Origin of the sequence: Maribacter litoralis, assembly GCF_003075045.1 — a bacterium.
Lineage (GTDB): Bacteria > Bacteroidota > Bacteroidia > Flavobacteriales > Flavobacteriaceae > Maribacter > Maribacter litoralis.
The window spans coordinates 212,853-231,563 of sequence record NZ_QCZD01000004.1; the positions used below are offsets into that span (position 1 = coordinate 212,853).

General features: G+C 35.6%; 20 protein-coding genes. 9 read left to right on the top strand and 11 right to left on the bottom strand.

The window, feature by feature from the left end; genetic code table 11:
* Positions 1–12: 12 nt before the first annotated feature.
* Together DCS95_RS16540 and DCS95_RS16545 are read left to right on the top strand one after the other, a co-directional pair.
* Positions 13–279, top strand: coding sequence for a hypothetical protein (locus DCS95_RS16540; RefSeq protein ID WP_116771903.1), 267 nt, complete (start codon positions 13–15; stop codon positions 277–279).
* 70 nt (positions 280–349) lie between these two features.
* Positions 350–541: a cold-shock protein gene (locus tag DCS95_RS16545; protein WP_116771904.1), complete on the top strand. Its 192-nt coding sequence runs from the start codon at positions 350–352 to the stop codon at positions 539–541.
* A 68-nt stretch (positions 542–609) separates the two neighbouring features.
* Here DCS95_RS16545 and DCS95_RS16550 read toward each other — a convergent pair whose 3' ends face one another.
* Positions 610–1,053, bottom strand: a complete 444-nt coding sequence (locus DCS95_RS16550; protein WP_116771905.1) for a nucleoside deaminase — start codon at positions 1,051–1,053, stop codon at positions 610–612.
* Positions 1,054–1,115: 62 nt separating this feature from the next.
* On the opposite strand from DCS95_RS16550, the gene DCS95_RS16555 reads away from it, so the two are divergent.
* Both DCS95_RS16555 and DCS95_RS16560 read left to right on the top strand, forming a co-directional pair.
* Entirely contained in the window at positions 1,116–2,882 is a 1,767-nt protein-coding gene (locus DCS95_RS16555; RefSeq protein WP_116771906.1) for a 1-deoxy-D-xylulose-5-phosphate synthase, read from the top strand.
* Positions 2,879–4,006 (top strand): DUF3078 domain-containing protein, encoded by a 1,128-nt coding sequence (locus DCS95_RS16560; RefSeq protein ID WP_116771907.1) that lies wholly within the window; start codon positions 2,879–2,881, stop codon positions 4,004–4,006. The genes DCS95_RS16555 and DCS95_RS16560 overlap by 4 nt, the downstream gene beginning before the upstream one ends.
* On the opposite strand, the gene DCS95_RS16565 is transcribed toward DCS95_RS16560, so the two are convergent.
* Complete coding sequence (locus DCS95_RS16565) at positions 4,003–5,346, bottom strand: deoxyguanosinetriphosphate triphosphohydrolase (protein WP_116771908.1); 1,344 nt, start codon at positions 5,344–5,346, stop codon at positions 4,003–4,005. The two genes, DCS95_RS16560 and DCS95_RS16565, sit on opposite strands and share 4 nt — an antisense overlap.
* Positions 5,347–5,525: 179 nt before the next feature.
* Here DCS95_RS16565 and DCS95_RS16570 point away from each other — a divergent pair, with 179 nt between their 5' ends.
* From DCS95_RS16570 to DCS95_RS16585, 4 genes are all read left to right on the top strand, one after another.
* Entirely contained in the window at positions 5,526–5,927 is a 402-nt protein-coding gene (locus tag DCS95_RS16570) for a carboxypeptidase-like regulatory domain-containing protein (protein WP_116771909.1), read from the top strand.
* 219 nt (positions 5,928–6,146) lie between these two features.
* The gene (locus tag DCS95_RS16575; RefSeq protein ID WP_116771910.1) at positions 6,147–8,414 is read left to right on the top strand and encodes an inorganic phosphate transporter; all 2,268 of its coding nucleotides are present in this window, start codon (positions 6,147–6,149) and stop codon (positions 8,412–8,414) included.
* 30 nt (positions 8,415–8,444) lie between these two features.
* On the top strand, positions 8,445–9,161 hold the full coding sequence (locus DCS95_RS16580) for a DUF6503 family protein (protein WP_116771911.1): 717 nt from the start codon (positions 8,445–8,447) through the stop codon (positions 9,159–9,161).
* A gap of 66 nt (positions 9,162–9,227) precedes the next feature.
* Complete coding sequence (locus DCS95_RS16585) at positions 9,228–9,953, top strand: Tim44 domain-containing protein (protein ID WP_116771912.1); 726 nt, start codon at positions 9,228–9,230, stop codon at positions 9,951–9,953.
* A 14-nt stretch (positions 9,954–9,967) separates the two neighbouring features.
* Here DCS95_RS16585 and nadD read toward each other — a convergent pair whose 3' ends face one another.
* From nadD to DCS95_RS16615, 6 genes are all read right to left on the bottom strand, one after another.
* Positions 9,968–10,552 (bottom strand): nicotinate (nicotinamide) nucleotide adenylyltransferase, encoded by a 585-nt coding sequence (gene nadD / locus DCS95_RS16590; RefSeq protein WP_116771913.1) that lies wholly within the window; start codon positions 10,550–10,552, stop codon positions 9,968–9,970.
* 6 nt (positions 10,553–10,558) lie between these two features.
* Complete coding sequence (gmk, locus tag DCS95_RS16595) at positions 10,559–11,140, bottom strand: guanylate kinase (protein WP_116771914.1); 582 nt, start codon at positions 11,138–11,140, stop codon at positions 10,559–10,561.
* Positions 11,141–11,998: a YicC/YloC family endoribonuclease gene (locus DCS95_RS16600; RefSeq protein WP_116771915.1), complete on the bottom strand. Its 858-nt coding sequence runs from the start codon at positions 11,996–11,998 to the stop codon at positions 11,141–11,143.
* A 135-nt stretch (positions 11,999–12,133) separates the two neighbouring features.
* Entirely contained in the window at positions 12,134–12,961 is an 828-nt protein-coding gene (locus DCS95_RS16605; protein WP_116771916.1) for a 3-keto-disaccharide hydrolase, read from the bottom strand.
* A gap of 12 nt (positions 12,962–12,973) precedes the next feature.
* Positions 12,974–13,714, bottom strand: a complete 741-nt coding sequence (locus DCS95_RS16610) for a 3-keto-disaccharide hydrolase (protein WP_116771917.1) — start codon at positions 13,712–13,714, stop codon at positions 12,974–12,976.
* A 12-nt stretch (positions 13,715–13,726) separates the two neighbouring features.
* Complete coding sequence (locus tag DCS95_RS16615) at positions 13,727–14,779, bottom strand: sugar phosphate isomerase/epimerase family protein (protein ID WP_116771918.1); 1,053 nt, start codon at positions 14,777–14,779, stop codon at positions 13,727–13,729.
* Between the two features lie 494 nt (positions 14,780–15,273).
* Here DCS95_RS16615 and DCS95_RS16620 point away from each other — a divergent pair, with 494 nt between their 5' ends.
* On the top strand, positions 15,274–15,735 hold the full coding sequence (locus DCS95_RS16620) for an ASCH domain-containing protein (protein ID WP_116771919.1): 462 nt from the start codon (positions 15,274–15,276) through the stop codon (positions 15,733–15,735).
* Between the two features lie 64 nt (positions 15,736–15,799).
* Here DCS95_RS16620 and DCS95_RS16625 read toward each other — a convergent pair whose 3' ends face one another.
* The 3 genes from DCS95_RS16625 to DCS95_RS16635 all read right to left on the bottom strand — a co-directional run bounded on the left by DCS95_RS16625 (position 15,800) and on the right by DCS95_RS16635 (position 18,707).
* Positions 15,800–16,939, bottom strand: a complete 1,140-nt coding sequence (locus tag DCS95_RS16625) for a Gfo/Idh/MocA family protein (RefSeq protein WP_116771920.1) — start codon at positions 16,937–16,939, stop codon at positions 15,800–15,802.
* A gap of 94 nt (positions 16,940–17,033) precedes the next feature.
* Complete coding sequence (locus DCS95_RS16630; RefSeq protein ID WP_116771921.1) at positions 17,034–18,263, bottom strand: nucleoside permease; 1,230 nt, start codon at positions 18,261–18,263, stop codon at positions 17,034–17,036.
* Complete coding sequence (locus tag DCS95_RS16635; protein WP_116771922.1) at positions 18,264–18,707, bottom strand: DinB family protein; 444 nt, start codon at positions 18,705–18,707, stop codon at positions 18,264–18,266.
* Positions 18,708–18,711 lie beyond the last annotated feature (4 nt).

Below are 18,711 nucleotides of genomic sequence, written 5' to 3' on the forward strand. Positions count from 1 at the left end.
AAAATTAAGGACATGAAATACATTATAACACTGATAGTCTTAATCTCAATCGGACTCATAATTTACGGCTTTACCTTAGATGCCAGCCAAGAAGCCTTATCACATAGATATATTGGATCAGGTACTCTTGGGCTATTTTTACTTGCGATGCCACTTTTTCTAATAAAGGAGAGCAAAGGCAAAAAGTTCAAAGATTATATGCTTACCGATGAAAATGTAAGAAAAATGCAGGGAAAAGAACCTAGAAACACTGATAATCAAGACACTCCAAAAAAATAATCATCTATTTTTCTACCAATCAAGCTGAAAATATATTAAATTAGAATGTTAATATTAAAATTTCAATACAATGATCGGTACCGTCAAATTTTACAATGAATCTAAAGGTTATGGATTTATAACCAATGAAGAAACTGGAAAAGATATTTTTGTTCATGCCACTGCATTACATGGCACTGAAATAAGAGAAGGAGATAGAGTAAGCTATGAAGAGGAAGAAGGAAGAAAAGGTACGGTTGCCGGACAAATTCAAGTACTATAAATAGTTTTTCTTTAAGTATAAAATTAACTAACCACGCAAAAGCGTGGTTTTTCGTTTACTACAAAAAATTACTTTCTCCTTTTTGCAAAAAACTCTTGCAATAAACTGGCAGCTTCAATAGCTAAAATACCCCCAAGAACCTTCGTTTTAGGATGAAGTTTTGTGCCCATCGCCTCAAAACCTCGTTCGGGATCTTTTGCCCCATAAACTATTTTACCAATCTGGCTCCAATACAAGGCACCTGCACACATTTGGCAGGGCTCTAAGGTTACATACAAAGTACAATCTTTTAAATACTTTCCTCCTAAAAAATTAGCTGCAGAAGTAATTGCTTGCATTTCAGCATGGGCGGTAACATCATTAAGCTTTTCGGTTAAATTATGGGCTCTGGCAATAATCTTATCTTGTACAACAATTACCGCTCCTACAGGTACCTCACCAGCTTCAAGAGCATACTCAGCTTCTTGAAGCGCTCTTTTCATAAAATAAGTATCATCAAAAGGTAAAACCATAAGGTCAAAAATACAACAGTTTCATTTTTAAAAAAGTATTTTTGTGCCTTTATACCAACAACTTGAATTCGATTCTAGAACATATAAATTCACCAAAAGACCTAAAATCTTTACATCAGAAAGATTTAGGGCAATTGGCTATTGAATTACGTGAATTTATTATTGACATTGTTTCTGTAAAAGAAGGTCATTTAGGTGCAAGTTTAGGTGTGGTAGAACTTACCATAGCATTGCACTATGTGTTCAACACGCCTGTAGACAAATTAATTTGGGATGTGGGGCACCAAGCCTATGGGCATAAAATACTGACCGGTAGAAAAGATATTTTTGACACCAATAGGCAGTTTGGTGGTATAAGCGGATTTCCGAAAATGAAGGAAAGCGAGTTTGATGCCTTTGGTACGGGTCATAGTTCTACCTCAATATCAGCCTTATTGGGTATGGCTATATCTGCACAATTACAAGGTAAAATAGAACGTCAACATATTGCCGTAATCGGCGATGCTTCTATTGCCAGTGGAATGGCTTTTGAGGGGTTAAACCATGCGGGCGTTACCAATGCAAATATTCTAATAGTTCTTAATGATAATGCTATGGGTATCGACCCAAGCGTAGGTGCCTTAAAAAAATACCTCACAAACGTAAAAACAGGTACCGCAAAAGAAGAGAATATTTTTGAGTGCTTGAATTTTCATTACACAGGTCCGATAGATGGTCATGATTTACCTTTACTTGTACAGCAATTAAAACGGTTGCAAAAAATTGAAGGTCCCAAACTGTTACATGTAATTACCACTAAGGGCAAAGGCTTACAAAAGGCAGAAGAAAACCAGGTTACCTACCACGCACCCGGTAAATTTGATAGACAAACCGGAGAATTACAAAAGAAAAATGGAGCTATAGAAGCACCTAAATTTCAAGATGTTTTTGGAAAGACCATAGTAGAGCTTGCATTAAAAAACGAAAAAATTGTTGGCATAACTCCCGCTATGCCAACAGGTAGTTCTTTAAAATATATGATGGAAGCTATTCCAGAAAGAGCATTCGACGTTGGTATTGCAGAACAACACGCGGTAACCTTGGCTGCGGGTATGGCCGCCGACGGATTAATTGTTTTTTGCAATATATACTCTACATTTTTACAGCGTGCCTATGATCAGGTAATACACGATGTTGCCATACAGAACCTACCGGTTATTTTTTGTTTGGACCGTGCCGGTCTGGTAGGTGAAGACGGACCTACGCATCATGGAGTCTTTGATATTGCTTATTTACGATGTATACCGAACCTTACTATTTTCTCTCCTTTGAACGAAATGGCCCTTCGAAATATAATGTACACGGCGCAGTTAGGTTTAGATCATCCTATAGCCATTAGATACCCTCGTGGAAGAGGCAAAACGCTCAATTGGCAATTGCCTATGAAAAAACTTACCATAGGAAAAGGGGAAATTTTAAAAAAAGGCACAAAAATTGCTATTATCAGCACCGGACCAATTGGCAACATGATATCAGATATGTTAATTGCTTTAGACGAACCTGATGAAATAGCACATTACAATTTTCCTTTTATAAAACCTTTGGACAGTGTTTTATTAAAAGAAATCTTACAGAATTTTGAGCATATTATTACGATAGAAGATGGTTCATCTATTAACGGATTTGGTAGCGCAGTGTTAGAATTTGCCAATAATGTTGGAATCAACAAAATAATTAAGATATTTGGTGTTCCTGACAATTTTATTACACATGGCAATACCCAGAAACTGTATAAAAAAGCAGGAATAGATAAGATGTCCGTAAAAAAATATGTACAACAATTTCTATGAAAAGAATAGCTTTGAAACCGCTTAAATTTCTGCTTCCGTTACTTTTTCTAGTAACATTAGTATCATACGGTCAAGATACAATTCCCGCACCAATAATTGTTGATAGTGTTACCGTTGACAGTATAGCCGTAGATACTATCGTTATTCGTAGAACGGTAAATAAAATCTTTACACCTAAAAAGGATGTGAATCTTCAAATACCCAAAATAGATTTTAAAAAAACCAAAACGCTAAAAAAAGGCTTTCAACGTTTTAGAGTGCCTTCATTTTGGGAAACCGAAAACAGTTTTGGTATTAATATTAGCGAGGTAGCCTTTGTGAACTGGAATGCTGGTGGTGACAATGCCATAAGCGGACTAGGATTTCTAAAATTTGCCAGAAAATATAAATTCAGCAATTTTCAATGGGATAATAATTTAGAGTTAAGATATGGTCTAAACGCTCAAGAAGGTCAAAAGCTAAGAAAAACAGAAGATGTAATTCGGCTTACCTCTAACCTAGGTTTTAAAAAAGAAAATAACAGTAGGTGGTTCTATTCCGTTCAATTGAACTTTAACACGCAATTTTCCAATGGTTACAAATATCCAGATAGAGATACGCCCATATCTAGATTTATGGCACCTGGTTATCTATTATTCGGTGCAGGTACCTCCTATATTACCAAAGATGAAAAGTTCAATCTTTACCTATCCCCATTAACTCAAAAATCGACTTTTGTTTTAGACCAAGATTTAGCTGACAGTGGTGCTTTTGGTGTTGACGAAGCCATTTTAGATGCAGAAGGAAACGTCATCACCCCTGGAAAAAACCATTTATTGGAACTTGGTATACTTATCACCAACAACTTAAGCTATAACATTGCAGATAATGTTGAACTTAAAAGCAGGTTAAACTTGTATTCCGATTACATAAAAAGTTTTGGTAACATAGATGTTGATTGGGAACTTACCTTGAATATGAAGGTGAACAAATACATAAGTACCAATTTGGGCACACAGGTAATTTTTGATGACGACATTCTTTTTGATGTGGTCAAAGACGATACAGGCACTGTTACTAATGCAGGTACGCCCAAAATTCAATTTAAACAAGTATTGGGCGTGGGTATTCTTTATGGTTTCTAAAGGGTTCTTCCTTTAATCTTATTATGAATATGTACCGCTGCACTATCCGATAAACTAGCAACATAGCAGCATGTATTCAATACAATTTGATATAAAGAGGTATCTGTTTTCCTGTAAAGACCAGGTAACGTTTGCAGTATTAATTTGTGATAATTACTGGCGTTATTGTTTTTCTTCTGAATCAACGCATTGATATAAACATCTAAAATATCTGAGATAATGGTATAGCCGGCAATCTCTTTTTCCACTACTTCTTGTGATTGATATATTTTTTGCACACTCAAACTAATAATATCCTCAATTTGAGCTTTGAACTTACTTTTGTCCAATAGGGAGACTTCAAACTTACCATTTAAAATTTGCTCTTCATATTCTATAAATATAGATACGGCATCTTGTATTAAAGTGTTTATGGCTAGTGCTCGTAAATAACTTAGCCTATCTTCCATATACTCCAAAGAATTATACTTTTTGGTATTTATGGTATCTTTTACCAGTTTTATTAGATACTCCAGCGCATAATCTTCAGAAATTAATCCGAGGTTAATACCATCTTCAAAGTCGATAATAGTATAGCAAATATCATCTGCAGCTTCAACCAAAAAGGTTAATGGGTGCCTACCATATGAAACCGAACCATTTAAACTTCTATTTGGCAACCCTAAATCTTCGGCGATTTCTTCAAAGATGTGCTTTTCACTCTGAAAAAACCCAAATTTCTTATCACAAATGTGTTTGCTAGGTTTTTTTGGTAATGATTCCTTTGGGTATTTCATAAATGCACCCAAAGTGGCATAACTTAAACGTAATCCTCCAGAAACCCCTGCCCTATCTTGGGTCAAAAATCTAAATCCGTTTGCATTTCCTTCAAAATCTATTATATCTTGATATTCAACATCGGTAAATTGCGTTCTAAATTTAAGTCCGTTACCCGTTTTAAAATACTCACCTATAGCTTTTTCCCCACTATGGCCAAAAGGAGGGTTTCCAATATCATGAGCTAGGGCTGCGGCAGCAACTATACCTCCAAAATCATTGAATTGATAGCCGTGCACTTCTTTTAAATGTGGATGTTTTTCAATAATTTTTTTTCCAGCAAGTCTCCCTAAACTTCTACCTACTACAGAAACCTCTAGACTATGTGTTAATCTGGTATGTACAAAATCGGTTTTTGATAATGGAATAACCTGGGTTTTGTCTTGAAGACTTCTAAAAGCAGATGAGAAAATAATGCGGTCATAATCAACATCGAACCCAAGCCTGGTTTCATCTTGTTCATTTCGTAATCGTTTATTTTTATCGCCCTGTCTTCGCAAAGAAAGTAGTTGCTCCCAATTCATTATGATCAATTATTTTCGAAGTGCAAGATACAGCATTTACCAATTTTTAACCGGTGAAACTTTGCACAACTAAGTTATTACAAACTAGAATCTTAACCTTTTAAATACGTATTCATAATTCTTAGGTAACCTTTTCTTAACCTTGAACTCCTTTCTTTGCGCGAGAATCTTTTGAACCAATGAAAAAAGTCTTTTTTGTTCTATTTGCTCTAGTAATAACTTCCTTGTCATTTGCACAAGAAACAAGTTCTATTAAAGGTAAAATTTTAGACGGTGAGTTTTTTAACGAGCCTTTGCTAATGGCCTCTGTTTCTTTAGACGATGCTACGGTAGCTACAAAAACCAATTTTAGAGGCAATTTTGAGTTTAACGACATTGCGCCAGGTAAACATAATATTCTAGTTCAATTTATGGGGTATGAACCTATGCGATTAGAAATAGAAGTTAAAAATGGAGAGCAGGCAACTATTTTAGAAACGCTTTACGCTAAAAGTTTACCTATGCCATCTTCTACTAAAGTTAGCACTATTTCTACATCGACCACTGGTACTTTAGGGCTGGCAGCGAACAAAACCAAATAGTTTTAAGGTGTAATACCAATTTTTATTCTTTTTAAAATTGACCAAAGACCATTTAATAAAAATCTATTTCAAAAGAATAGTAGTATTTTCATCATCAAAAACTTGGTTTCTTTGAAAGTATTAATCATCATTGCATGAAATACGATTTTAACTTCATAACCTTATGTTAACCTGAATGATAATTTATAATATCATTTTTGTTCCTTATTTAAATTTTTGATGGGCGAGAACATTTATTTATTCATGATTATTGCATTGGCCGTGTTAGCCATAACCGATTTAATTGTAGGTGTTAGTAATGATGCCGTCAACTTTTTAAATTCAGCAATAGGTTCAAAAGCAATTTCCTTTAAAACTATAATGATCGTTGCCAGTGTTGGTATAGCCTTCGGTGCAATATCATCTAGTGGAATGATGGAAGTTGCCAGAAAAGGGATTTTTAATCCTTCGGAGTTTGTATTTGCGGAAATCATGATTGTCTTCATGGCCGTTATGATCACCGACATTCTCTTATTGGATTTTTTCAATACCCTTGGTATGCCCACATCTACAACGGTATCTATCGTCTTTGAATTATTGGGTGCTGCAGTAGCTATATCGCTAGTGAAAATCTATTCTGGTGACGGTAACATTACCCATTTAAACGATTATATAAATACAGATAAAGCTACCGAGATCATATTGGGCATTTTATTATCTGTCGTCGTCGCATTTACTATTGGTGCCATCGTTCAATTTTTTACCCGGGTTTTAATATCCTTTAAATTCAATGAGAAGCCAAAATGGGTAGGTGCCATTTTTGGTGGTATGGCCATCACAGCGATTATATATTTCATTTTGATCAAAGGCCTTAAAGGAACTTCGATTATTAGCCCCGAAGCATCTATGTTCATTGCAGAAAACCCAGAATTATTTCTTTTAGGAAATTTAATTCTATGGTTTGCGCTTTCTTGGTTGGCTACTACATTTATGAAATGGAACATTTATACCATTATCATTATTTTAGGAACTTTTGCATTGGCGATGGCCTTCGCCGGAAATGATTTGGTCAACTTTATAGGGGTGCCCTTAGCGGCTTATGAATCTTTTTTAAGTTGGTCTAACTCGGGGCAACTGGCCTCTGAATTCAATATGGAGGGTCTGGCAGTTGCTGTACAAACCCCAACATATTTATTATTGGCATCGGGTATCATAATGGTGGTAACTTTATGGTTCTCCTCTAAAGCAAAGAATGTAGTAAAAACCAGTGTTGACCTATCTAGGCAAGATGAAGGTGACGAGCGTTTCGAACCAAATTTTCTATCTAGGCAAATTGTAAAATTCTCAATTAAAGCTTCGGAAAACTTAAACGGAATTATACCAATATCAATTCAAAACAAGATTAACCACCAGTTTATTAAACCGACCTCCTACGCACTAAAGGCAAAAGCGAAAGACCAACCAGCGTTCGATCTTATTAGAGCTTCTGTAAACCTAATGGTGGCTAGTGTATTGATTTCTTTGGCGACATCATTAAAATTACCTTTATCTACCACCTACGTAACATTTATGGTAGCAATGGGTACATCTTTGGCAGATAGAGCTTGGGGATCAGAAAGTGCCGTGTATAGAGTTGCAGGTGTACTTAATGTTATAGGCGGATGGTTCTTTACTGCAATCGTAGCATTTGTTGCGGCGGCGATTATCGCTTATGTAATTCATTTAGGCGGTATTTGGGCAATTGGTGCATTATTGATTTTTGCATCTATATTGATAGGTAAAAACTACTTATCTCATACTAAAAAATTGAAGGAGACAAAAGAGGAGGAAATTTTAAAACGTGCCGAGAGCAGTTCTATTCAAGGTGTTATTGAAGAAAGCGCCAAGAATATCGCTAATGTGGTAAAAAGAGCGAACAAAATATACTCCAACTCCATCAACGGTCTTGCCAAACAAGATTTGAGTTCACTACATAAAAATAAAAAACAAGGGGCCAAGTTGGCCAACGAAATTGAAGATTTAAGAAATCACACTTTCTATTTTATCAAAAACTTAGAAGAAGCTCATATAGGCGCAAGTAATTTCTACATAAATGCTATGGGTCATTTGACCGATATTTCCCAATCATTGGAATATATTGGTAAGGTAAGCCATAAGCATGTCAACAATAACCACAAAAAATTAAAGTACAACCAAATTAAGGAACTCAAGCAAATAGATATTAAGCTTGCAGAAATTCTAGACAACACCTATCATGCCTTTGATGAAAGGTCTTTTGAGAAGATTGGTAATATTTTGAACAATAAGCAAGAGCTGTACGATTTGGTTTCCCAAAAGATAAGCTTACAAGTAGAACGTACTAGATCAGAAGAGTCAAGTCCTAAAAACACTACGTTATATTTCACTATCTTACTCGAAACAAAAGATTTGATGACGGCCACCATGAATCTTTTGGAATTGTACTATAAAGAACATGATGCCGATGTTAAACCGGCTACATTAGATTAAAGGGTGTGCCCTTTTGAATAAAACATACTTATGAAATACTTTTTGCTTTCCGTTTTACTATGCTGCGGAGTATCTAATTACGCCCAAGATATTACGGGACCTGAATTATTAGAGCGCGCCATTGCATTTCACGATCCTAATGATAACTGGTCTACATTTAAAGGTAAAATGCTTATTGAAATGGAGAGTCCAAAAAGGAGTTTGCGAAGCACTTTAATTGAAATGAAGCTTCCTAACAATTACTTTAAAACTACCGTTAAAAAAGACAATTACACAATTGAATCTGAATTGGACAAAGGTGATTGTACTTTAAAACTCAATGGAAGTACTTCTATTTTCCCTAGAATAAAAGATAGTTTAAACATTAGCTGCGATCGTGCTAAGATGATGAAAAATTACTACACCTACCTCTACGGATTACCTATGAAGTTGAAAGATCCAGGCACCATCATAGATAATAAAGTAATTAAAAAGACATTTAAGGGCAAAGAATATTTAGTGTTAAAAGCTACTTACGAAAAGGAAGTGGGCGATGACACTTGGTACTTCTATTTTGACCCCAAAACGTACGCCATGGAAATATATCAATTCTTCCATGACGAAAGTAAAAATGACGGGGAGTACATTTTACTATCGGAAATGATAACCGTTAACGGCATAAAAATACCAAAGGTACGCGCTTGGTATTACAATGAAGGAGATAAATATCTTGCTACGGACAACTTACGCAAAGCGAATTCGCTTTAATTGAATGAAAACATACTAAACTCAACTCTTTGAGAGTTATTTAATGAACCTTAATTCCATAGTAACATGAGAAAGAGTCATTTAATAATTCTAGTATTGGTGTTAGCCCTAGTTCTTTTTGATATAGACCCAATGTACGCCGGTCCTGGCGGCACGGTGGTTAAAGCAATATTTAAGACTTGGTGGGGGAAAGTACTTTTAAGTATATTTGGAATTATCTTTCTTCCTTTAACCATCTATGTATATTTCAGGGAATATTTTGCAGTTAAAAACTGTAAAAAGCAATTATTGGAATTAGGTAAAAGAAATAAAGATTTCTCTTGGCTTAATTTAGATAAGAATGTTCGCAATATTTTCAACAGAGTATATATAGCTTGGAACAACCAAGATTTAAAAGAGGCCTCTAGCTATATTAGTCATTGGTACTGGCAAAATCAACAATTGGTTCACTTAGATGAATGGAAAAAAGAGAACCTGAGGAATGTTTGCAAGGTAGATGGCATAAAATCGGTTAAACCATTATACCTCGAAATTTCGGAGCATGAAAATCTTGAAGGCTCTAGAATCGCATTTTTAATAACTGCAAACATTATGGATTATCTTAAAAGCAACGATACCCATAAAATTGTACAAGGCAGTAATAAATATGATGACGAAGAGAAAATTTGGGTGATGGAATATACCGATGGGCAATGGGTGTTGGATGACATACAAGATGGTCAACTATCACTTGCATTTGCTAAGACCAAAAATATAATTCCGGCAAACTTGGTACCGGCGGTTAACAGGTAAATCAATCGTAATCTCTATCGATAAAAATTCATTTCATCCATATACTTCCAAACTTCTGGCGGTAGTAAAGGCTTGATATTTTTACCGATCTTATGTGCTTTTCTAATAAAGGTTGAAGAGATTTCCATAATAGGCGCACTCACCGGATGAATTTTTTCATGCCCTTTAAATTGATGCTCTATTACACCATTCGATATTCTTGGATATACGTAAATATTGTAGTGCTCTAATATGGTTTCATAATTTTTCCATTTATGAAGACTTTTTAAATTATCCTCACCCATAATTAAGGAAAACTCATAGCCATTTGGATATTTTTCTTCTAAATGAACCAGTGTATTTACGGTATAATTTGGTTGCGGTAAATTAAACTCAATATTGCTAGGCTTTAACTTATCGTACTCTTTTGTTGCTTCATAAACCATATCAAACCTTTGGTGATCGTCTAAAAGCGTTTTCTTGGTCTTAAACGGACTTTGAGGAGTTACAACAAACCAAACCTCATCTAAATCTGAAAACTCTACCATATGGTTCGCAATGACCAAATGACCTATATGTATAGGGTTAAAGGTACCAAAGTATAAACCTACCTTCTTCATAACATATTATGCTTTGTCTTCAGAAATGAAATCAGCAACCAAATCAACAGCTTCTTTTAGGGCTACATCCAAATCATAATTTTTAATGATTTTATCGAACTGAGGTGCGGTGGCCAGTTCTACCGATGCTTTTGCTATACGCATGTTGATTTTATCTTCGCTTTCGGTACTACGTTTTTTAAGTCTGATCTTTAGCTCATCTACACTAGGTGGCTTAACAAATACCGCTAACGTTTGTTCGGGAAACTTCTTTTTGATTCTTAAACCGCCCACTACGTCAATATCAAAAATAACATTCTTGCCTTCTGCCCATAAACGCTCTACCTCACTTTTAAGCGTACCATAAAAATTATCTCTATAGACTTCTTCCCACTCCAGAAAATCATCATTTTTAATATGATTCTTAAATTCTGATACCGACATGAAATAATAATGTTCCTTGTTTTTTTCTTTTCCTCTTCTTGGACGGGAAGTAGCGGATACCGAAAAAGCCAAATTCAACTCAGGTTGTGACAATAAATGCCGAACAATGGTGGTTTTACCACTACCCGAAGGTGCAGAAAAAATGATTAGTTTACCGCCTTTCATCTATAATACGTTTAACATTTGTTCTTTAATCTTTTCTAGCTCGTCCTTCATTTGTACCACAATCTGTTGCATTGGGGCAAAGTTGGCTTTAGAACCAATCGTATTGATTTCACGACCTATTTCTTGAGATATAAAGCCTAGTTTTTTACCATTACTATCATCTGAACGTAATGTTTTACTAAAATAATCCAAGTGATTTGCAAGTCGTACTTTTTCTTCGGTAATGTCATACTTTTCCAAGTAGTAAATAAGCTCTTGCTCAAACCTATTGGCATCAACATCTGCCTTAATGTCTTGCACGGCTTTCTCTAAGCGTTCCCTTATCGTAGCTTGTCTATCTGGATCAATAGCGATTACTTCTTCTAATAATTTTTTTAAAGAAGCTATTCTATCAAGAAAATCCTTTTCCAATACGCTACCTTCTTCAGACCTAAACTCATTGATTTCTTTCAAAGCTCCGACCAAAGCTTCCTTGATCGCTTTGTACTCCTCTTCATCAATATCCTCTTTATCCGTTTTCATAGCATCTGGAAAACGCAAAGCCATTTCCAACAATCTAAGGTCATCACCGGAAGCAATATTCTTTAATTGATCCATATACTGTTTTACGGCTATCTCATTCACCTGGGTAGAAGTTTCATTACCGGTAAGCTCAACGTACAAGTTAAAATCTACCTTACCACGCAATAAAGAGTTAGCTACTAGTTTTCTTAGTTCTAATTCCTTTTCACGATAACTGGAAGGCATACGTGCATTTAAATCAATACTCTTGCTATTAAGAGATTTTATTTCAACAGTAATCTTTTTGTTAGGTAACTGAACTACATGCTTTCCGAAACCGGTCATGGATTGAATCATAAATACTTTTTAAGATTAAGACAAAGGTAAGGTAATTGAAAAATCTAATATATAACCTGTTACCCTATATATGTAAAGAAGGAGCAAACAATACTAAACTCTTGTTTACCCCTTAATTATAATGTCAATTTTTAATTATAGTTCCCTTACCCAGATGTTACGATAACTTACACGGCTGTCATCACCGTGATCCTGTAACATTAAAGGACCTTTACCATGAGGTGGGTTTTTTGGCCAGCCCACGTAAGGGGTCGTACCTTTTATCTCCACATGGTCCTGTACCAACACGCCATTGTGTATAACAGTAATATCGCCAGATTTAATTTTACCGCCATCTTTATTGAATTCTGGTGCATGATAAATAATATCGTAAGTGTTCCACTCACCAGTTGGTACCGAAGCCATCGCCAAAGGCACATGTTGTTTATAAATGGAACCTACTTGTCCGTTTACATAAGTAGGATTATCATTTTGATCAAGAACTTGTACTTCATAAATACCGTTTAGAAACACACCACTATTGGCTCTATTTTGCCCTTCTCTCTGCACAGGTAATGGAGATTTCCATTCAATGTGCAATTGTATATCGCCAAAATTCTGTTTGGTCTGTATGTTTCCGGTTTTATCATTAACCGTCATACTACCATCTTTGTTCAAATGCCATTTGGCTGCCGTACTATCGTTAGTGCTTATCCAATTATCAAGACTTGTACCATCAAATAACACGATAGCATCACTAGGTGCAGACCCTTTTTCACCAGGTTTTACCACCGGCACTTTAGGCTCATAAAATTCAGTTTCCTCTGGCTTTGTAGGTTCATCGCCCATGTACTCCTCATAAACGATTACACTATCCTTTACTTTAGCATCCATAGTGCCAACAACATCTGCCGGAACTTTTTCTTGACATGATACCACCCCTAAGGCAGCAACAAGTGCCAATATTGTATATTTATTTTTCATATTAAAACGCTCTTAAAGTTCTTTGATTTTTAAATTTCTGAACGATACTACATTGTGGTGATCTTGCAATCCGATCTTACCAGTAGTATACTTACCAAATCCGTCCCAACCGGCAAACTTAGACTTGGCAACCATAGCATCCCACTCATCATTAGCTACCGGAAATGATACCGTTTCAGTACCATTTAAAGTTACACTACCCTTGTTTTCTTTATGATTAACGGTAATTACCATGGTATTCCATTCACCTACCGGCTTAGTGACATCTTTAGCCGGGGCAACCATATCATACAAAGCCCCTGCTTGATGTGTTGTACCAGCCTTGGCATCTGGGTGCTTATCGTTATCTAAAATTTGTATTTCAGGACCTGTTTGGTATCCCGTACCAAATTTTTCATCTTCACTTACACCCCAGAATACACCACTATTGCCTGCTTCAGAGATTTTCCAGTCTAGTGTTAATACAAAATCGGTATACTCTTTTCTAGTTACAAGATCGTGGTTCTTTTGCTCTTCACCTTCAGCTGGTGGTGTATACACCAAAGCATCACCTTCTATTTGCCAAGCATCACTTACTCCGTCTGTTTTAAACTCTTTCCATTGATCTAACGAAGTACCGTCAAACAACACTTCCCATTCATCTTCAACCGCTTTAACCTCTTCTACCACAGCGGTTTCAACTTTCTCCTTCTTCTCTTCCTTACATGCTACCACTGCCAATAAACAAGCGGTACTTACTAATAACTTCTTCATATATCCTCGTTTTTAAAGTCCTAACATTTTCTTCAACATTTCCTTATCAATATCTGCACCGGCAAAATCATCAAAAGTTTTTTCTGTAGCTTCTATAATATGATCTTGTATAAACTTAGCTCCTTCACGAGCTCCTTGTTCAGGACTTTTTATGCAACATTCCCATTCCATAACTGCCCAAACGTCGCAACCGTATTGGGTCAATTTAGAAAAAATCGTCTTAAAATCTATTTGCCCATCACCTAAAGAACGGTATCTACCGGCTCTATCGCCCCAGTCGTTATAACCGCCAAAAGCACCTTTTTTACCTGTAGGATTAAACTCTGAATCTTTTACGTGAAAAGATTTTATAAACTCATGGTAATGATCGATATAGGTAATGTAGTCTAACTGCTGTAATACGAAATGACTTGGATCATAAAGAATATTTACTCTTTTATGATTTCCGGTAGCTTCTAGAAAACGTTCAAAGGTATCACCATCATGCAAATCTTCACCTGGGTGAATTTCATAACAAACATCTACACCTTCTTTATCAAAATGATTTAATATCGGTGTCCACCTTTTTGCCAACTCTTCAAAACCCATTTCCACTAGACCTGCTGGTCGTTGTGGCCAAGGATGCATGGTATGCCATAACAGAGATCCAGAAAAAGTAGCATGGGCATTTAACCCTAATCGTCTACTGGCCGTAGCAGCTTTTTTTACCGTTTCTACCGCCCATTCTGTTCTAGCTTTTGGGTTACCATGAACATTTTCAGGTGCAAAAGAATCGAACATTAGATCATATGCAGGGTGTACGGCTACTAATTGTCCTTGAAGATGTGTCGAAAGTTCTGTTATCTCTAATCCGTAAGAGTTTACTTTGGCTTTGAGCTCATCGCAATAGGTTTGACTTTCAGCAGCCTTATCCAAATCGATCAGGAAACTTTCCCAAGTAGGAATCTGAATACCTTTATACCCAAGGTCAGATGCCCATTTACACATTCCGTCCAGAGAATTAAAAGGGGCTTTGCTATCTACAAACTGTGCCAAAAATACGGCTGGTCCTTTAATTGTTTTCATAAAAATATACTATCTGTTGTTTGATTTAGTTGTTGAAAAAGACACTTTATATGTGCCAAATTATCTTATATTTAAGAATTGTACGGAGTTCCACTCAATACATTAGAGATTTGCCATAAATATAGGGAATACCATCAGAAAAAGATAAAAATTAGCCTATGAATCAAAGCGAAATATTGGACCAAATTGTGTTAAAACTAAAATTATCTTCCTCTGGAATGCTAAGGAATTAACAGAGAAGGGCTTAAACACCCGTATTTTTAAATGTATTATAGACTTGAATATTCTTAGGATTGTAGTGATATCATAAGATACCGTACAAAAAACATAATTTTGATCAAATAACAACCGAATACATTTAATGTCCCTCCTATTTTGAAAAAAGCAAAAATCATGGTACAGAACATATAAAGCGAGTAAATTTCAACTGTACTAAAATTTATTATAAAGAATAGCGTTTACTAAATCCTATAGAACAAATAAAATATCAATTTATGGAGAATGCATCGGCCAGGAACATGTGGGGAAGTTATTTAAAAAACCACCTCGAGGATGTTTTTCATGAAACCCCTAAAACCATGTATTTTGGCGATAATGAAATTGACGCCAACGAAAATGCACATCTAATTAAAAGCGGAGTCAAAAAGGCTGTCTCATATGCATTGTTAGGGTTACAGAACCGTCATGAACCATTACCGAAAATAGGGGATTATATTGTTGTAACAGATTACAGCGGTGAAGCACAATGTATTATTGCAACAACGGCAGTTACACTAAAGCCTTATTTTAGTATTGATACAGCTTATGCCCAACTGGAAGCAAATGGAGATAAGTCATTGGACTACTGGAAAAAATACCATTGGGAGCTTTTTACCAGAGAGCTGGCAAAATTTGAAAGAGAACCCAGGGAAAGTATGATCGTAGTATGTCAGGAATTTAAAAAAGTGCATTCTTGATCAGAAATAAATAAAATAAAAAAGAGCCGCAAAATGCGACTCTTTTTTTTACTCTTCTATTATTTTAGTTTTCTAATGCGACCCAATTGTTACCACTTTTGTGAGATTCAACCGTTGCTTCAATAAAGTTCATTCCACGAACACCATCTGCCATGGTTGGGAATTCACCATCATTATAATCTTCTCCTCTAATAGCCTTTGCAACACCTTTATAAATATTGGCCATAGAATCAAAAATACCCTCTGGGTGACCAGCTGGTAGTTTTGTACCATCTAATGACAATTCAGAATTATATGCGTGCCCTGGCTTGTAAATTTGCGTAGGTTCGGTATCACTTAACTTATACAAAAAGTTAGGTCGTTCTTGCTCCCATCTAAACGCTCCTTTTTCGCCATAAATGTTAATGGCAAGTCCGTTTTCTTCACCTGTAGCTACTTGGCTACCTCTAATTACCCCTTTTACATGATCTCCCATGCGAATAAGCACGGTACCATCAACATCCATTTGGTTATCTTCATAAAGGTAGTTGAAATCACAAAGTAACTCTTTAACCTTTAATCCCGTAGTATATTCTACCATATTAAAAGCATGAACACCTATATCTCCCATGCATGAACTAATACCCGCTTTCTTAGGATCTAATCTCCAAACAGAAGATCTTTTCTCTTTATCGTGTATAATGGTATTGATCCACCCTTGGTAATAAACGGCATCAACCTTATGTATTTTACCTAAGGCGCCTGCTTTTATCATCTCGCGCATTTGGCGTACCATTGGGTACCCAGTATAGGTATGTGTTAGGGCAAAAACAGTTCCTGCTTTGGCATGTGCTTCTTGCAGATCTTTAGCTTCTTCCAATGTAGTGGTCATTGGTTTTTCACAAATCACGCTAAAGCCATTATCCAATAACTTCTTTGCCATTGGGTAGTGTAAAAAATTGGGGGTAAGTATAGAACACACCTGTATACGTTCATCTTCTGGCAACTTTAGTTCCTCCTCAATAAGCGTATCAAAATCTTTGTAAATCCTATTAAGAGGTACATCTATTTCTTTAGCAAAAGCTATACTATCTTCATGATCCGGGTTAAAAACAGCTCCGGTAATTTGATAATTATCATTTATAAAAGAAGCTACTCTATGTAAAACTCCAATAAGAGAATCTCCTCCTCCACCTAATATTCCTAATCGTATTTTCTTTGGCATTTTTGTTGTTGTTTAAATTGTAAAATATTATTTATTAAATCTGTTAGGTTCTTAAACCATTAAAAATTTGAGGCATTTAAATTAAAGAATTTATCTAAGACTGGTAATCTATTTTTTCCGTTTTAAAGAAAATAGCGAATAAAATAAATACAGTTAACGCAAAACCAGCAGGATACAACCAAATGGTTTGCCAAAGATGTTCTCCATCATTTATTAGATATGCAGTCGATATTTTTCCTGCCACCCAAAAACCTATTAGCATACCTACTCCATAAGTTGCCAATGTAATAAGACCTTGGGCAGAACTTTTAAATTTATCGCCTGCTTTACTGTCTGTATAAATTTGTCCGGAAACAAAGAAAAAATCATAACATATACCGTGAAGTGCAATACCAACAATCAGCATAAAACCAAGTTCATCGACATCGCCAAATGCAAATAACAAATAACGAACGACCCAAGCTGCCATAGCAACAAGAATAGTTTTCTTGAACCCGAATTTTGTGAAAAAATATGGTAGCAACAACATAAATGCAATTTCTGAAACTTGCCCTAATGTCATTTTACCTGTGGGATTGTTCATACCAATCTCTACCAAAAAGGGATTAGCGTTCTGATAGTAGAAAGCCAATGGAATACATATTAAGACCGAAGAAATAAAAAATATAAAAAAGTTCTTATCCTTAAATAAACTCAAAGAATCTAAACCTAATATTTCTTTAATATTGACATCTCCGGTACTTGCTGCCCTTGGAGGCGTTTTTGGTAAGGTAAAACTAAAAACCCCCAATATTAATGATGCTATAGCAGTCATTAAAAACGTATTTCTAAGTAAGCCTTGCCCAATATTCTCGCCTTGATCCCAGTGGAATATATAACTAATGGAAAGACCGGCGATGATCCACCCTAAAGTGCCAAAAACACGAACCATAGAAAACTCTTTGGCAGGGTTCTTCATTTGGTTAAACGACACCGAATTAACCAATGCCAAGGTCGGCATATACAATATCATATACGCCAATACCAAAATATAGAAACCATCGAATGCGGTACTTTGGTACATGAAATACATTAGAACAGCCCCAAGAACATGTAAAATTCCTAAAATTCTTTCTGCGTTAAAATATCTATCAGCTATTATCCCAATTACAAAGGGAGCAATAATAGCTCCCCATGATTGTGTAGAAAATGCCAATGCTATTTCGCCATCTGTCGCTCTTAGATTATTTCCTAAAAAAGTACCTAGTGTAACAAACCAAGCACCCCAAATAAAAAATTCTAAAAACATCATAAAGCAAAGTTGTACCCTGACTTTATTTTTCATTTATCTTTTATAATAAACATAATCGAAGCCAATTGGCTCTTCCCCATTTTCTCTTACATCTACGGCAATTTGCCCTCGATGATTTGTAGAATGATTTATGATATGAAATAGAATATCTTGCAAGGTATTTGTAAATAAACGCCCTTCGGTATTCTCATAATCAATACGCTTATCGAAATTATCGGCATTAGAAACTATATCAAAAGAAGTTCGCTGATTTTCGTAATGAATATCTGCCCAATCTTTTACCTCATGCTCTTGCCAAATTTGAAATTCGCTAGCTTTATTCAAAATTCTAGCGTTCCAAATATGATGCGCATTTAATATATGACTGAACAGCCGAACGGTGTTTGGCGGTACCGTGTTCATCACCAAACATTGTTCGATCAGTTTTTTGTTACAGTGAAAATTATAGTCGAAAATTTCATTAAAAAAAGCGTCCATAAAT

What these genes read in the sequence shown, in the direction of transcription:
- DCS95_RS16540 (WP_116771903.1), top strand. Translation starts at nt 13, where the DNA reads ATGAAATACATTATAACACTGATAGTCTTAATCTCAATCGGACTCATA.
- DCS95_RS16545 (WP_116771904.1), top strand. Translation starts at nt 350, where the DNA reads ATGATCGGTACCGTCAAATTTTACAATGAATCTAAAGGTTATGGATTT.
- DCS95_RS16550 (WP_116771905.1), bottom strand. Translation starts at nt 1,053, where the DNA reads ATGGTTTTACCTTTTGATGATACTTATTTTATGAAAAGAGCGCTTCAA.
- DCS95_RS16560 (WP_116771907.1), top strand. Translation starts at nt 2,879, where the DNA reads ATGAAAAGAATAGCTTTGAAACCGCTTAAATTTCTGCTTCCGTTACTT.
- DCS95_RS16565 (WP_116771908.1), bottom strand. Translation starts at nt 5,346, where the DNA reads ATGAATTGGGAGCAACTACTTTCTTTGCGAAGACAGGGCGATAAAAAT.
- DCS95_RS16570 (WP_116771909.1), top strand. Translation starts at nt 5,526, where the DNA reads ATGAAAAAAGTCTTTTTTGTTCTATTTGCTCTAGTAATAACTTCCTTG.
- DCS95_RS16575 (WP_116771910.1), top strand. Translation starts at nt 6,147, where the DNA reads ATGGGCGAGAACATTTATTTATTCATGATTATTGCATTGGCCGTGTTA.
- DCS95_RS16580 (WP_116771911.1), top strand. Translation starts at nt 8,445, where the DNA reads ATGAAATACTTTTTGCTTTCCGTTTTACTATGCTGCGGAGTATCTAAT.
- DCS95_RS16585 (WP_116771912.1), top strand. Translation starts at nt 9,228, where the DNA reads ATGAGAAAGAGTCATTTAATAATTCTAGTATTGGTGTTAGCCCTAGTT.
- nadD (WP_116771913.1), bottom strand. Translation starts at nt 10,552, where the DNA reads ATGAAGAAGGTAGGTTTATACTTTGGTACCTTTAACCCTATACATATA.
- gmk (WP_116771914.1), bottom strand. Translation starts at nt 11,140, where the DNA reads ATGAAAGGCGGTAAACTAATCATTTTTTCTGCACCTTCGGGTAGTGGT.
- DCS95_RS16600 (WP_116771915.1), bottom strand. Translation starts at nt 11,998, where the DNA reads ATGATTCAATCCATGACCGGTTTCGGAAAGCATGTAGTTCAGTTACCT.
- DCS95_RS16605 (WP_116771916.1), bottom strand. Translation starts at nt 12,961, where the DNA reads ATGAAAAATAAATATACAATATTGGCACTTGTTGCTGCCTTAGGGGTG.
- DCS95_RS16610 (WP_116771917.1), bottom strand. Translation starts at nt 13,714, where the DNA reads ATGAAGAAGTTATTAGTAAGTACCGCTTGTTTATTGGCAGTGGTAGCA.
- DCS95_RS16615 (WP_116771918.1), bottom strand. Translation starts at nt 14,779, where the DNA reads ATGAAAACAATTAAAGGACCAGCCGTATTTTTGGCACAGTTTGTAGAT.
- DCS95_RS16620 (WP_116771919.1), top strand. Translation starts at nt 15,274, where the DNA reads ATGGAGAATGCATCGGCCAGGAACATGTGGGGAAGTTATTTAAAAAAC.
- DCS95_RS16625 (WP_116771920.1), bottom strand. Translation starts at nt 16,939, where the DNA reads ATGCCAAAGAAAATACGATTAGGAATATTAGGTGGAGGAGGAGATTCT.
- DCS95_RS16630 (WP_116771921.1), bottom strand. Translation starts at nt 18,263, where the DNA reads ATGAAAAATAAAGTCAGGGTACAACTTTGCTTTATGATGTTTTTAGAA.
- DCS95_RS16635 (WP_116771922.1), bottom strand. Translation starts at nt 18,707, where the DNA reads ATGGACGCTTTTTTTAATGAAATTTTCGACTATAATTTTCACTGTAAC.